Raw genomic sequence first — 15985 nt, 5'->3', positions numbered from 1 at the left:
GCTATGATAAAATATGATAGAAGAAAAATGGGAGTATTTTACCCGTTAAGGAGGCTCATTCATGGCTGTAAAAATTCAAACGTCAGCTGGAACCATTGAAATTACCAATGATGTAATTGCAACAGTTGTTGGTGGCGCCGCGACAGATGTGTTCGGTGTTGTAGGAATGGCCAGCAAAAATCAAATTAAAGATAATATTACTGAGATTTTGCGTAAAGAAAATTACTCAAGAGGAGTAGTTGTCCGCCAAGAAGATAATGGTATTGCTGTAGATGTTTATACGATTATCAGCTATGGTACGAAAATCTCTGAAGTTTCTCGCAACGTCCAAGAAAAAGTGAAATACAATCTAGAGGCATTATTAGGCGTAGCTGCCAATTCAGTTAATGTCTTTGTACAAGGTGTTCGTGTACTGCCAGACTAGGCAGGAGACTGGCTGATAACTCAGCAGTCGATCTGAAGGAGGATTATCTAGGTGAGTGTAACAGAAATAAGTGCAAGCCAGTTCCAGGAAATGGTGCAGGCTGGTGCGAATCGTCTGCAAGTAAATGCAGAATACGTCAATTCATTAAATGTATTCCCTGTGCCAGATGGCGATACGGGAACAAATATGAATCTATCTATGACTAGTGGAGCGAAGGCAGTAGTAGATTCAACCTCAGAAAAAGTAGGAGAATTAGCAGCAATGCTTTCAAAAGGATTGCTGATGGGTGCGCGCGGAAATTCCGGCGTTATTTTGTCTCAATTGTTCCGAGGATTTTCTAAGCAAATTCCAGATGTTGTCTCATTAAATGCTTCTGATCTTGCTGCAGCATTCACTCATGGTGTTGAAACTGCGTATAAAGCAGTAATGAAACCAGTAGAAGGAACGATTTTGACAGTAGCTAGAGAAGCAGCAAAAGCTGGAGAAAAGAAAGCGAAGAGTACAGACGATGTCGTTGAAGTGATGACAGCTGTTGTAAAAGGAGCAAAACGTGCTTTAGCTAAAACCCCAGACTTGCTTCCAGTCCTAAAAGAAGTCGGTGTTGTAGACAGTGGAGGACAAGGATTACTGTTTGTTTATGAGGGCTTTTTAAGCGCATTGAATGGAGAATTCCAAGCGGATGAAACATATGAACCTTCTCCAGCAGAAATGGATGATATGGTCAATGCAGAGCACCATCGCAGTGTCCAAGGACAAATGGCGACAGAAGATATCCATTTTGGTTATTGTACAGAGATCATGGTGAAAATCGGTGAAGGGCCTACTGTTGATAGCACGTTCGACTACGAAGAATTCCGTAACTATTTAGATGGTATTGGAGATTCTTTACTTGTGGTCAATGATGACGAGATCATCAAAGTCCACGTGCATACAGAAAACCCAGGAGAAGTCTTGAACTATGGACAAAAATTCGGTTCATTAGTCAAAATCAAAGTCGACAACATGCGCTTGCAGCATGAGACGATTTTGGAACACGATGAAGAAGTGAACGAGTTTGCGAAAAAAGAAACACCACGTATCCCGTATGGTATCGTAGCAATCGCTGCTGGTAAAGGCGTCCAAGAGCTGTTTGAAAGTTTAGGCGCTAATTATGTTATCAGTGGTGGGCAAACAATGAACCCAAGTACGGAAGACATCGTTAAAGCGATCCAAGAAGTGAACGCAGATAAAGTGATTGTCTTACCGAACAACAAAAACATCTTCATGGCAGCTGATCAAGCGGCAGAAGTAGCAGATATCCCAGTAGCAGTTGTTCCTTCAAGAACGATTTCTCAAGGATTGACGGCTATGCTTTCATTCAATGATCAAGCTTCTTTAGAAGAAAACAAAGAAACGATGACAGAAATGTTGTCTAGCGTCGTAAGTGGTCAAGTCACTCACGCAATCAGAGATACCTCAATCGACGGTGTAGAGATCAAAGAAGGCGACTTTTTAGGCATGATCGATGGAAAAATCATGATCTCTAACCCAGATATCACAGCAACAGCGTTAAGTACACTAGAACAAATGATCAATGAGGACACAGAGATCGTAACGATCTTAGCAGGTGATGAAGGAACAGTTGAACAAGCAAATGAATTTGCTGAGAAACTAACAGAAAAACATCCTGATTTGGAAATCGAGATCCACCAAGGAGATCAGCCTGTCTATCCTTATCTATTTTCTGCTGAATAATTCCTGTGACAGAATATCGTTCTAACACAGTATTCATTCATAAAAGGCCTTCGGTTAGTGATCAGGTATGATCACTGACCAAGTCCTTTTTTTGTTAAAGGAGGGAGGAAAAAATATATGCGTTCTTTAGATGATCCAATCACTATGCTGGCAGGAGTCGGAGAAAAAAGAGCGGCTAGTCTTGCCAGCTTGGGCATCCAAACGATTGAAGACTTACTGACTTATTATCCTTTTCGCTACGAAGATATTCAGGAAAGAAATCTAAACGAGATCCAAGATCAAGAAAAGGTTACTTTGAAAGGAATCGTAGTCTCTCCTCCTGTGATGAATCGATTTGGTTATAAAAAAAGCCGATTGCAATTTCGAATGATGCAAGAACATGATGTGTTCAACGTTTCTTTTTTTAATCAACCTTATCTAAAAGAAAAAGTCATTTTATCGGAGGAAATCGCTGTATACGGTAAATGGGATGCAAAGCGTAAAGCCTTGAACGGGATGAAGATTTTAGGTTCTCAAACAATGGATGACTTTTCGCCGATATATCACGTCAACAAATCGATTCGTCAAACGACATTAGTTGATCTAATCAAAAAAGGGTTTCAAGAATACGGCACATTGATCGAAGAAAACCTGCCGAACAACCTTGTGGAGAAATATCGACTACTTGACCGAGCTTCTGCTGTAAGAAGTATGCACTTTCCGAAAAACCACGAAGAAAATCACCAAGCCAAACGACGTGTCGTTTTTGAAGAATTCTTTTTATTTCAAATGCGTCTTCAAGGATTAAAAAAAGCAGAAAAAGCAGAAACGAATGGCTTGGAGATCCTTTATGATGTCCAAAAATTAAAAGAATTTACTCAAAAGTTGCCTTTTGAACTGACAAATGCCCAAAAACGGGTAACGAATGAAATCTGTCGAGATCTTCGCAGTTCTCAACATATGCAGCGACTTTTGCAGGGAGATGTAGGTAGCGGAAAAACAGTGGTTGCCGCAATCGCATTATATGCCACCGTTACAGCGGGTTTCCAAGGTGCGTTGATGGTGCCTACCGAAATTTTGGCACAACAGCACATGGAAAGTTTGCAACAGCTGTTTGATCCCAATGAAGTAACGGTCGCATTGCTTACAGGGTCAACGAAAACAAAAGAACGACGGGAACTCCTTGAAAAACTAGAACGAGGAGAAATCAACGTCGTGATCGGTACACATGCATTGATCCAAGATGGAGTTGAATTTCAGAATTTAGGTCTAGTTATTACGGATGAACAGCACCGTTTTGGTGTGAATCAGCGGAAAGTCCTTCGTGAAAAAGGCTGGCGACCTGATGTCTTGTTTATGACAGCCACTCCGATCCCTAGAACGCTAGCTATCACAGCGTACGGTGAAATGGATGTATCGATCATTGATGAACTTCCAGCTGGACGTATCCCGATTGAAACACGCTGGGTAAGAACACCTCAATTAGACAGTGTACTGGATTGGACAAGGAAAGAACTGGCAAGAGGACATCAAATGTATGTCATCTGTCCACTGATCGAAGAATCAGAAGCATTAGACGTAAAAAACGCAGTGGAAATCTATGAAAAACTTCGTGAACTATTTGCACCAAAATATGAAGTTGGCTTGTTACATGGTAAAATGAAGAATCAGGAAAAAGAAGTGATCATGGAAGCTTTCAAAGATAACCAGATGCAGATATTAGTTTCTACTACGGTAATAGAAGTAGGGGTAAACGTGCCAAACGCAACCGTCATGCTGATTATGGATGCGGATCGATTTGGTTTGGCACAGCTGCATCAGCTTCGTGGACGTGTTGGACGCGGAAGTGATGCTTCCTACTGTATCTTAGTTGCTAATCCCAAAAATGAACTAGGCGTGGAGCGGATGAAAATCATGACAGAGACCACCAATGGTTTTGTACTAAGTGAAAAAGATCTGGAATTACGCGGTCCCGGTGAAGTATTCGGCTTCCGACAATCTGGTTTACCTCAATTTGCGATTGCTGACTTGGTGACAGATGGAAATGTTTTGGAGGTAGCCAGAGAAGAGGCTGCAGCTCTTTGGCAGATAAAGAATTGGCAGATGCTGCCTGAGTATCAGCCTCTAGCACAAAGCCTCCAGATAGAAAATCAGGATAATCGTTATTTCGATTAGCAGACTATGCTATACTTTATAATGATGATGGAAAAAGGAGTGGGAACAATGAAAATTGCCGTAGATGCAATGGGCGGAGATCACGCACCTCAAGCAATTGTAGAAGGCGTGGCTTTAGCGCAGCAAGATTTTCCAGAAGTAGAATTCTTACTTTACGGAAAAGAAGCAGAAATCAAGAAATACTTAATAAATGAAAAAAACATCACGATTATCCATACAGACGAAAAAATCAATAGTGATGATGAGCCAGTAAAAGCGATCCGACGGAAAAAGACTGCTTCAATGGTCCTTGCTGCACAAGCAGTGAAAAACGGCGAAGCGGATGCTATATTTTCAGCAGGGAATACAGGTGCGCTGCTAGCAGCGGGTTTGTTCATCGTAGGACGTATCAAAAATATCGAACGCCCTGGCTTGATGTCTACTTTGCCAGTAGTAGGAAAAGAAGGTGCCGGTTTCGATATGCTGGATCTTGGCGCTAACGCAGAAAACAAACCAGAACATTTGTTGCAATACGGTATTTTAGGTTCTTTCTATGCACGTAAAGTCCGAGGGATCGGACGTCCCCGCGTTGCTCTTTTAAACAACGGAACAGAAGCCACAAAAGGTAGTGAAGTGACGAAAAAAGCCTATGAACTTCTTCAGAATGAAACAAGTTTGAATTTCATTGGAAATGTAGAAGCGCGCGAGTTGCTCAATGGTGTGGCTGACGTAGTAGTCACAGATGGATTTACAGGCAATGCTGTTTTGAAATCCATTGAAGGAACGGCAATGAATATGATGGATCTATTAAAATCCGCTATTCTAAACGAAGGGATCAAAGGGAAAATGGGCGCCATGCTTTTAAAAGACGGCTTGCGTTCTTTGAAATCTGAAATGGATTATTCCAAACATGGCGGAGCTGTTTTGTTTGGCTTGAAAGCACCAGTCATTAAAACCCACGGAGCAACAGGTCCTGATGCTGTCCGCTATACGATCCGCCAAATCCACACGATGCTTGAAACAAATGTAGTAGGACAGTTAGTCGAACAATTTGAAAAAAGCGAAGAATAATATTCAGATAGCTGAGGCAATCCGGTTCGTTAAAAAAAGGTGGACATTCCTGAAAAATGTCAGTAAAATTAGCCATGGTGTAGGTAATTGACAAGTGTATGATTCTTGGAGGTGAAAAAGTTGACTCGCGAAGAAGTATTTAACAAAGTAGCGAAAATTATTTCAAATCATTTTGAGATAGATACCGATAAAGTGACGGATGAATTGAACATCAAAGATGATTTAAAAGCTGATTCAATTAGTATTATGGAGTTCGTTTTAGAACTTGAAGATGAATTCGGTACAGAAATTTCAGATGAAGACGCTGAACAAATTGAAACAGTTGGCGGCGCAGTAGATTATATCAGCAGCCATCTCAAATAATTTCAATAAAAGCAAAGAAGGATAAAAAGTTGCATACAACTTTTTATCCTTCTTTTTTTAATCTTTTTGACACGGAAAAGACATTTTTCTGATAATTCTGGCGATAATTAGAAATTATGTTGCAAAGTAAAGCGGTTTTCTATATAATTATTAATAATTCATTACACAAAGATAAGGATAACCTTTGTTATAAAACGCTTTATTCTGTGTAATGTTCTTTTTTTACTAAGAAAAACTTCCGTTTAGGAAGCAGAGAGGGGTATTCGATTGTCAGATAATCAATTATTAGAAGTTCAGAACCTACATACAGGCTTCCGACTCAAAGATGACTATTACGATGCAGTAGATGATGTTTCATTTACTTTAGACAAAAACGAGATCTTAGCAATCGTTGGGGAATCTGGGTGCGGGAAAAGTACATTAGCTACTACGATTATGGGATTACTTGATCCTAATAACACAAAAATTACAGGTGAAATTTTATATAACGATCTGAATTTAATCGAACTGAACGAAACGCTTTATAATAAAATCCGCGGAAATGATATCGGAATGATTTTCCAAGATCCGTTGTCTGCATTAAATCCTCTCATGAGAATCGAAGACCAGATCAAAGAAGGACTTTCCTATCACACAAAGATGAATGCAGAACAGCGTCAAGCTCGCGCACTGGAATTACTAGAACAAGTAGGCATTCCTAATCCAGCAAGAGTTGGACGTCAATATCCCCATGAATTATCAGGCGGTATGAGACAACGTGTCATCATCGCGATCGCAATCGCCTGCAAACCTCCAATCGTCATTGCAGATGAACCGACGACAGCCCTAGATGTAACCATCCAAGCACAGATTCTTGATTTACTGAAAGATCTTCAGGAAGAAACAAAAACAGGGATCATCCTGATCACTCATGACTTAGGAGTCGTAGCAGAAATGGCTGATCGAGTGGCAGTGATGTACGGCGGACAGTTTGTTGAAGTAGCGGGTGTAAAAGAACTGTTTGATCATCCGAAACATCCTTATACGCGCTCTTTATTGAACTCTATACCTCAAGAAGGAAATCATGATGCAGAACTCCATGTGATCGAAGGTGTCGTTCCTTCTCTGAAAAACATGCCTCGTAAAGGGTGCCGATTTGCTCCACGTATTCCGTGGATACCAGCAAGTGATCACGAAGAAGATCCTATCCTTCATGAAGTCGCTCCGAACCATTTGGTACGTTGCTCTTGCTACAAGCATTTCCACTTTAGAGACGAAAAAGGAGAGGTGTAGATGACAGAATTAATCACAATCAAAGACCTGAAAGTTCATTACCCTATTCGCAGTGGATTCTTCAATCGAGTAACGGATCATGTATATGCTGTAGATGGTGTGGATTTTATTATCGAAAAAGGAAAGACATATGGTTTGGTGGGAGAGTCCGGTTCCGGAAAATCCACTACAGGAAAAGCAGTCGTTGGTTTAGAAAAGACGACAGCTGGACAAATCATGTATGAAGGAAAAGATGTAACGAAGCGAAGCAACCGAAAAAAAATGGGTTATAACAAAGACGTACAAATGATCTTCCAAGATTCAATGTCTAGTTTGAATCCTAAAAAACGAGTATTGGATATCATTGCAGAACCTATCCGAAATTTTGAACGGTTAAGCGATCAAGAAGAAAAGAAGAAGGTAAAAGGATTGCTAGATATCGTTGGGATGCCGGAAGATGCACTTTACAAATATCCTCATGAATTTTCAGGGGGACAACGCCAACGTCTAGGAGTAGCCCGCGCTGTTGCTACTAATCCAAAATTAATCGTGGCCGATGAACCGGTATCTGCTCTGGATCTATCTGTTCAAGCGCAAGTATTGAATTTCATGAAACGGATCCAGCAAGAATACGGTCTCAGCTATTTATTTATTTCTCATGATTTAGGTGTAGTAAAACATATGTGCGACAACATCGCAATTATGTACAAAGGTCGATTTGTAGAAATCGGTACAAGAGAGGACATTTATAATGACCCGCGCCACATCTATACGAAACGTCTGCTTTCAGCAATTCCGCAAATCGATGTAGAAAATCGGGAAAGCCACAAAGAAAATCGCCGAAAAGTAGAACAAGAGTATATCCAAAACCAAAGAGAATACTATGATGCGACTGGCCGAGTCTACGATTTGCGTACGATCACAACTACACATAAAGTGGCGTTGAAAGATGGAGGTGCGAGCTAATGTGGAAAACGATTCTGCGACGTGTTTTATTGATGATCCCGCAAGTTATTATTTTAAGTGTTCTGATCTTCTTATTAGCCCAAGCGATGCCAGGGGATCCATTTACTGGTTTGATCAACCCAAACCAAGATCCGGCAGTGATCGAACAAATGCGACAATCAGCTGGATTGAATGACCCATGGTATGTCCAGTACTTCCGTTGGATCGGAAATGCTTTGCAAGGCGATTTTGGTCAAAGTTTCTTATACAAACGCTCTGTTGCTGACCTAATCGGTGAACGGATCATCAACACGTTATATCTATCAATCTTGACAGTTGTCCTTACTTATTTGATTGCTGTGCCTCTAGGGATGCTAGCAGGCCGGTATCAAAATTCGATCTTGGATAAGATCGTCGTGATTTATAACTTCTTTAGTTTTGCTGTTCCGTTATTTATCTTCGGCTTGATCATGCTGTTTGTTTTTGGTTATCGTTTAGGCTGGTTCCCAACCAGCGGTTCTCAAACACTAGGTTTGCAAGGGGGATTTATCACTCAGTGGATAGATCGCTTGAAATATATTCTGCTACCATCGATTACCCAAGCATTTCTGGCGACTGCTGTTACGATCCAATATCTGCGAAGCGAAGTAATCGATTCGAAGTCGCTTGATTTTGTCAGAACAGCCCGTTCCAAAGGGGTACCGACGAATAAAGTATTCAGTAGACATATCTTCCGGAATGCAGCGTTGCCGATGGCTTCGCAAATGGGGTATGAAATCACTTCGTTGATTGCTGGTTCTGTAGTTATCGAAAAGATTTTTGGCTATCCAGGAGTCGGGAAACTATTTATTGACTCTATTGGTCAACGAGACTACACCGTGATCACATCCTTAGTATTGATTTTAGGAATCGCGACGCTAGTGGGGACATTACTGTCAGATATCATTATGAGTATCGTTGACCCGCGTATTCGGATTCAATAAAACCAATCAGAAAGGAGAATGGATCGATGAGTGAAAAAAACAATACAGCAGTTCAAGAAAGTATCCCTCCTATGGGGATACGAATGATTGCTCGAGAATTTAAAAAAGATAAGATCGCTATTTTTTCATTAGGTTTGCTAGTGGTTTTATTATTAGTGATTTTTATCGGTGCGATGCTGACCGATCAGGATAAAGTGATGTATGTTAGTATTTTTGACAAATATGCTGCCCCAGGAGCAGTTTCGACACAAGGACAAAAGTTCATTCTGGGAGCAGATGAAGGCGGACGTGATGTATTAGGTCAATTGATCATAGGTGCTAGAAACTCTGTTACGATCGGATTTGCGATCACGATCCTTACTTCGATCATCGGGGTTGGATTAGGGATCATCTCTGGCTACTACGGAGGGATCATTGACAATATCTTGATGCGAATCGTTGATTTTATCATGATTCTACCGATCATGTTGATCATCATCGTCTTCGTATCGATTATTTCCAGATACAATGTCTGGTCCTTTATTTTCATCATGAGTGCATTTTATTGGGTAGCTAAAGCCCGATTATTCCGAAGCAAGACATTATCTGAAGCAAGAAGAGATTATGTCAGTGCCTCAAAAACAATGGGAACAAGTGATTTTAAAATCATGTTCCGCGAAATCATGCCGAATCTAAGTTCATTGATCATTACGAACTTGACAATGAACTTTGCGGCAAACATCGGTATCGAGACAACTTTGACTTTCTTAGGTTTCGGTTTGCCGGCAAATGTACCTAGTTTAGGTACACTGATCGGTTATGCAAGTAATGGAGAAGTCTTAGTGAATCGGCAATGGATCTGGTTACCCGCATCAATCCTCATTTTAGTTTTGATGTTGAGTATCAATTATGTTGGACAGGCATTCAAGCGTTCTGCAGATGCACGCCAACGGTTAGGCTAGTTATAGAAGCGAAGGGGGAAATAGGAATGAAGAAAACGATTTTTGGATTTGCAACGCTGATGTCTGCGGTCGTTCTTGCAGCATGCGGGGGCGGAGGTACAGATACTTCTGGAAATAACTCTGGAGGCAACAGCAATAACAAAGAGGAATTAACTTTTCCAATCGCAACAAAAAACAATGATGATGCAATCGAAGACGGTGAATTAGAAGCTGCGGTCGCAACGGACAGTCAGTTCAAAGGATTGTTCCAGTGGGAGTTTTATCAAGATTCATATGATGCAGCGTTTATGGCACCCTCTCACGAACCATTGTTTGCAAACGATGATGATTTTAGAATCACAGATGACGGAGCTGCAACACTTGATCTAGACGAAGATACGAAAAAAGCGACAATCAAAGTAAAAGACAATGTTAAATGGTCAGATGGTGAAGATGTAACGGCGGACGATGTGATTTTCCCTTACGAAATCATTGGGAATAAAGATTACACTGGTATTCGTTATGACGATACTTTCCGTAACATCGTAGGTATGGAAGAATATCATGATGGAAGTGCCGATACGATCTCTGGAATCAAAAAGATAGACGACAAAACAGTTGAAATCGAATATAAAGAAGTAAATCCAAGCATGCTTCAATCGGGTGGCGGTATCTGGACATATGCAGCACCGAAACATACGTTAGAAGGTGTAGCAATCAAAGACATGGAATCAAGCGATCAAGTACGTAAAAATCCAGTGACTTTCGGCCCTTATTACATGAGTAATATTGTTGCAGGAGAATCAGTAGAGTACTTACCAAACGAGCACTACTGGAACGGTACACCTAAATTGAAAAAGATCACGATGAAATCTGTACCGATGGCTAGTGCAACTGAAGCATTGAACTCTAAGCTATATGACATGATTTTCCAAATGCCAACAGATACTTATGATACGTATAAAGAAATTGCTGGCTATACAAACTTAGGACGTGAACAAACTTCTTATACTTATCTAGGATTCAAGTTAGGTAAATGGAATTCAGATACAAAGAGTGTGGAATACAATCCAGATTCAAAAATGGCTGATAAATCATTACGTCAAGCCATGGGCTATGCATTAGATAACAATGCAGTAGGTGAACGTTTCTATGCAGGTTTGAGAAGCAATGCGACTTCATTGATCCCACCAGTATTCCAGTCATATCACGATGATGAAATGAAAGGATTCACACAAGATTTAGACAAAGCGAAAAAACTATTGGATGATGCCGGCTACAAAGATGTGGACGACGATGGTTTAAGAGAAGACAAAGATGGAAACAAATTAACCATCAACTTTGCTTCGATGTCCGGTGGAGAAACAGCGCAACCATTGGCAGATTACTATATCCAACAATGGAAAGAAATCGGTTTGGATGTCCAATACACAACAGGTCGTCTGATTGAATTCAACTCTTTCTACGATAAATTAGAAAACGATGATCCTGAAATCGATGTTTACCAAGCTGCTTGGAATACAGGAACTGATCCAAATCCAAGTGGACTATGGGGACCAAATGCAGCATTCAACTACACTCGTTATGAATCAGAAGAAAATACAAAATTGATCAACGATATCAGTTCAAGCAAAGCATTTGATGAAGACTATTTGAAAGAAGCCTATCAAAAATGGCAACAATATGCGTTTGAAGAAGCATTTGCGATTCCAACGTTGTTCCGTAACGAAGTATTGCCAGTCAACGACCGTGTCAAAGACTGGGATTGGTCCTATGATGTACCAAACCCATGGGCAAATGTTTCTGTTACAGCAGATTCACGTTCATAATCAAAAAAAAATGACCGAAAAAGGACGATGTCCTTTTTCGGTTTTTTTGTTCATCGTTATTTTTATATAGCAAATAAAAATAAATATAGTTTTTTAAAATTTTATTTTAAAAACACGTTGAACATAAATATGTTATTATATATAATTCAAATAGATTTTAAAGAAGAAAATTGTATAAAATATTTGTTATTTAATTTAAGTTGAATAAAAAATATTGTTATTTTAAATTGATGGGAATCTTTCGCGTAGTTAATAAAAGAGAAGATTCACACTTATCTCTTTTTAAAATAAAAAAAGGGGGACCGAACGACTGTCGCCTTGTTGCTTGTTCAAGTATGTTTCAATAGTCACTCGTGAGACACTTTAGGCACTCAAAAAAAGGGAGCGGATACAAAATGAAGAGAAATGTGAAAAAGATGATAGCAAGTTCATGTACACTTATTGCCTTGAGCAGCTGGATCGCACCAATCAATGCCGTTAGTGCGGCTGATCCAGCCGCTTCTTTCTTCTAAACGATGAAAAAAATCTATCGCTTCTTTTTTCTATTCACAGTCACCAGTTTTTTATATGCTATTTCTTTTGCTGGAACCGAAATGATCAAATCAGCGATTCCAGAAATCCATTCATCGATCATCATCGAAGCAGCGAGTGGTGAAGAAAATCAGCAGGAAATGTACCAGACGATTGCGAAATATGCTAGAGAAAAGCAATTGGATCTCCATAAGATCCTCTTTCGAATCGGCAAAGATGGGGAAACGTATAAAGATATCTATACGTTTGGTAAAGAAGGGTATTCGACCTATAGCTTTTCCCCTATAGCATCCGATTATCCTATCAATTTTTATGATTCTTCGAAACTATCTACTGAAGAAGTACTTGGCGGTTATATGATCACAGAGGAACCGCCTGCCAATATGATCGAAGAATTTTATGATATGGGGATGGAAATAACGATTGAAAGGGCACAATGGCCGCTTTATCTAGCTTCAGGTTTGCTATTAAGTATCGGTCAATTGTTCTGTATGCTTTTCTTGTGCTTATTCTTAGCTCTATTATTCTATAAGTCCTCTATGAGAAAGAAAGTCGGGATTCTCGAAACACTTGGACGAAGCAAAGCAAAACTAGTGTGTAAAGATAGTTTGATAGATGCGGCCATCTTCACGGTTATTTTAGCTGGCTTTGCATGGTTTTATCCCTATCTGCACTTTCTTTATCCCCAGATTCTGTTATGGGGGATCGTTGGAATCATCATCATGCACATATCAAGCAGCTGGGTGATTTATTCATGGGGATCGATTGCTGATAAAATAAAGGGACATAAACCGTATAGATGGCTGTCCTACACGAATCACCTTATCAAGGCCGCCTTGCTTGTATTTATCGTAGTAAGCGGGAATATGATCTTGTCTAGTATGGATGAGAACAAACAACTAGAACAGCAATTAGCTTATTGGAATGACATTCCTGATTATTATCACTTGAGATTTAGTAATATCACGACCAAATTACCAGATAATTCTAGAAATTTTACGAGAGAAGAAAGAAAAAAAGAAGCGAAAAGGATCAATCAGGACATGCTTCCTTTATTAGAACGAGCAGAACAATCAGGTGGGATCCTTTTGAGGGATAATGAATTTGGCCATACGAGTGACGTTCTTACCTACATTCAAAATGATGCTTATTGGTTAGTCAACCATAATGCCGTACACGAATTGAAAGTCAAAGATATACACGGAAAACCAATCTATCCATTAGAAGATGCCTTCTTCTATGTGTTGATCCCAGAAAATAAAAAGCAATACACGGATCTGATCGTTAAAATGGCAGAAGATGAAATCACTTTTTACCAGAATTCCTTCGAGTATGAACAAGACGAGTATCAGGGGGAATTAAAGGTGATCTATACCCAATCGAATCAAATCATCTTTAATTATAATTTTGATTTACTTGAGAATATCTTTTCTTTCAATCCGATCATTGCGTCCATTTCTTTGCCTTTGATCCAACCTAATATAGAGATATGGATAAGTGAGGTATCGAACGGCTCCTATTTGTTTCGAAATGGTCGAGAAGTTCAAGTGTTTATTGAAGAGAATGGCATTGAAGATGATTTTTACGGCCTAACATCTGTGAAAGACAGAATCAGCGAAGTAATTGCAAAAGCGCGTTCAGAATTTTACACAGCGCTAGTCGTCTTCTTACTGATTCTTATCAGTTTTGTTGCTATTGAACTATATGCGAGCATGATTTATGCAGAAGTAAATAAGAAAAAATCATTTTTAGCGTACATTACTGGTAAACCGCTGTTCCAGCGTCACAAAACTTACTATTTCATGACGGCGGGGATATCTTCAGGTGTTTTAGGGATCTTACTCATATGGCAGAAGGACTTATGGCCGATTGCACTGGCTGTATTCAGCTTTGAGCTGTTTTTGCTACTCCCAACGACTTATCTATCTGAGAAAAAGCAACGGCTGGAGGTGATCAAAAATGATTGATGTTAGAAAAATCACAAAAAAATACAAAGAGAAAACGATTTTTGAACACCTTTCTTTTTCTGTGCCCGCGGGTTCTATGCTTGCCATCACAGGAGAAAGTGGGATAGGTAAAACGACTTTATTGAATTGTTTAGGCCAGTTGGAAACGATAAATGAAGGGGAAATCTTGATCAATGGCCAAAAAATCAGCCGAAAAAACAGAAAAACATTTTTTCGGGAACAAGCTGGTTTTTTATTTCAAAACTATGCACTGATCGACAACGAAACAGTGAAGCAAAACTTGACCTTGGTCTCAAAAGAGGAGCAGAAAATCAAAGAATCCCTCGAAAAATTTCAGGTAGACCATTTGATAGACAAAAAAATATTTCTCTTAAGCGGAGGCGAACAGCAGCGAGTAGCTCTTGCTCGTTTATTTTTGAAAGAACCAAAGATCATCTTTGCAGATGAGCCAACAGCCTCTCTTGATCAAAAGAACAAAGAAATCGTTCTTCAGGCACTACAAGAACTGAATGCAAAAGGAGCTACGGTCCTTGTGGTCACCCATGATCCAACATTGGCAGCAGAATTCGATCATGTGTTGGACATGAATGAATGGAAGAAATCAATCCAATAAACCTTATTTATGTGTTTATTCTGTTGGTTTTGTCTGATAGTTTACCAGTGATTGGACTGTTTTTTTCAATCGTTTTATTGAAAAGTCATCAACCAAAGATTCACCCACGATGGATAAAATGGTGTGTTCATTTTGCTCCTTTTTCAAGTGTTACTAACGGTGATTCTTCTATTGAGCATTCATGTTTCAGAGGTTCAGCTAGTACCCGCCCAAGAAGTCATTGAAAACATACGAGAATAAGGGATTGTACAAAAAAAGGAATGTGACAATAGTCGTGTCACATTCCTTTTTTGTATGAACAGTGTTCAATCAGCTATTCCACGGTATTCGTTCAAGAAACGGCAAAATATGAGAAGCTGTCTTTCTGTTTATTTCTCTAATACTCCGAACTAAACGGCTTTTTCACAACCTCTCGTCAATCACTAGGATTATTAAAGCTTTACTTACCTTTTACCCGAACCATTTCAAATTTAACAAAAAACCAGTATAATAAGGAAGTATCGAAAAAATATCCATAAAAGGAATGTGGAAAATGGACAACCAGCTGACAAAAGAACTAAAAGAAAATTATAACATCGTTTTTCACGATCTAAATTTGCTTGAACAAGCTTTTACCCATTCATCCTATGTGAATGAGCATCGCAATCTGCAATTATCGGATAATGAACGACTTGAATTTTTAGGAGATGCCGTTTTAGAATTGATGGTTTCTCAGTATTTATTCCGTTTATATCCTCATTTGCCAGAAGGAAAATTGACAAAAACACGAGCAGCGATCGTTCGCGAAGACAGCTTATCGAAATTTGCCAAAGAATGTCACTTTGATCAATATGTTCTGTTGGGCAAGGGAGAAGAGAATTCAGGAGGACGTACGCGACCAGCATTGCTTTGCGACCTATTCGAAGCTTTTTTAGGCGCGTTATATCTTGACCAAGGATTCGACACGACCCATGCGTTCATCGAAAAAGTGATTTTTCCTAAAGTCAAAGCAGGTGCTTTTTCACATGAGATGGATCATAAAACAAAATTGCAAGAAGTCTTGCAAAAATCAGGTGATGTATCGATCGAATACCGATTGATCAATGAAGAAGGTCCAGCTCATGAACGAGTATTTTGGATCGAAGTTTACGTAGATGATCAATTGATTGGCACTGGACAAGGAAAATCGAAAAAATTAGCAGAACAAGCTGCGGCGGAAAATGCATTGGCAGCACTGTAAAA

The 15985-nt window shown here is 39.6% G+C and carries 13 protein-coding genes; all 13 read left to right on the top strand.

What is annotated here, in order from left to right; translation table 11 throughout:
• The first annotated feature begins 61 nt into the window (after positions 1-61).
• The 13 genes from AB3I00_RS04085 (at position 62) to rnc (ending at position 15983) form a co-directional block, all read left to right on the top strand.
• The gene (locus AB3I00_RS04085; RefSeq protein ID WP_002290464.1) at positions 62-424 is read left to right on the top strand and encodes an Asp23/Gls24 family envelope stress response protein; all 363 of its coding nucleotides are present in this window, start codon (positions 62-64) and stop codon (positions 422-424) included.
• A gap of 51 nt (positions 425-475) precedes the next feature.
• Positions 476-2158 carry a DAK2 domain-containing protein gene (locus tag AB3I00_RS04080; protein ID WP_002290465.1) on the top strand — a complete coding sequence of 561 codons (1683 nt, stop codon included), beginning with the start codon at positions 476-478 and terminating at the stop codon, positions 2156-2158.
• A 117-nt stretch (positions 2159-2275) separates the two neighbouring features.
• Positions 2276-4312 (top strand): ATP-dependent DNA helicase RecG, encoded by a 2037-nt coding sequence (recG, locus tag AB3I00_RS04075; protein WP_368024803.1) that lies wholly within the window; start codon positions 2276-2278, stop codon positions 4310-4312.
• A 48-nt stretch (positions 4313-4360) separates the two neighbouring features.
• A complete protein-coding gene (plsX, locus tag AB3I00_RS04070) occupies positions 4361-5362 on the top strand; it encodes a phosphate acyltransferase PlsX (protein ID WP_002315510.1) in 1002 nt (333 codons plus the stop codon).
• A gap of 120 nt (positions 5363-5482) precedes the next feature.
• Positions 5483-5725 (top strand): acyl carrier protein, encoded by a 243-nt coding sequence (gene acpP, locus AB3I00_RS04065; protein WP_002294295.1) that lies wholly within the window; start codon positions 5483-5485, stop codon positions 5723-5725.
• 267 nt (positions 5726-5992) lie between these two features.
• Positions 5993-6997: an ABC transporter ATP-binding protein gene (locus AB3I00_RS04060; RefSeq protein WP_002309832.1), complete on the top strand. Its 1005-nt coding sequence runs from the start codon at positions 5993-5995 to the stop codon at positions 6995-6997.
• Positions 6998-7942: an ABC transporter ATP-binding protein gene (locus tag AB3I00_RS04055; RefSeq protein ID WP_002309831.1), complete on the top strand. Its 945-nt coding sequence runs from the start codon at positions 6998-7000 to the stop codon at positions 7940-7942.
• Positions 7942-8904 (top strand): oligopeptide ABC transporter permease, encoded by a 963-nt coding sequence (gene opp4B, locus AB3I00_RS04050; protein ID WP_002290474.1) that lies wholly within the window; start codon positions 7942-7944, stop codon positions 8902-8904. Before AB3I00_RS04055 ends, opp4B begins: the two co-directional genes overlap by 1 nt.
• 26 nt (positions 8905-8930) lie before the next feature.
• A complete protein-coding gene (locus tag AB3I00_RS04045; RefSeq protein WP_002290475.1) occupies positions 8931-9845 on the top strand; it encodes an ABC transporter permease in 915 nt (304 codons plus the stop codon).
• A gap of 26 nt (positions 9846-9871) precedes the next feature.
• Entirely contained in the window at positions 9872-11653 is a 1782-nt protein-coding gene (locus AB3I00_RS04040) for an oligopeptide ABC transporter substrate-binding protein (RefSeq protein WP_002315512.1), read from the top strand.
• 515 nt (positions 11654-12168) lie between these two features.
• Complete coding sequence (locus tag AB3I00_RS04035) at positions 12169-14151, top strand: DUF1430 domain-containing protein (protein WP_368024802.1); 1983 nt, start codon at positions 12169-12171, stop codon at positions 14149-14151.
• A complete protein-coding gene (locus tag AB3I00_RS04030) occupies positions 14144-14764 on the top strand; it encodes an ABC transporter ATP-binding protein (protein WP_070770644.1) in 621 nt (206 codons plus the stop codon). The genes AB3I00_RS04035 and AB3I00_RS04030 overlap by 8 nt, the downstream gene beginning before the upstream one ends.
• Before the next feature lie 532 nt (positions 14765-15296).
• A complete protein-coding gene (gene rnc / locus AB3I00_RS04025; RefSeq protein ID WP_002287896.1) occupies positions 15297-15983 on the top strand; it encodes a ribonuclease III in 687 nt (228 codons plus the stop codon).
• The last annotated feature ends 2 nt before the right edge of the window (positions 15984-15985 follow it).

Source organism: Enterococcus sp. C76, assembly GCF_040886985.1.
Classification (GTDB): Bacteria; Bacillota; Bacilli; order Lactobacillales; family Enterococcaceae; genus Enterococcus_B; species Enterococcus_B lactis.
Note: the sequence above shows the minus strand (reverse complement) of the source record. Positions and strands in the feature narration are given on the sequence as shown.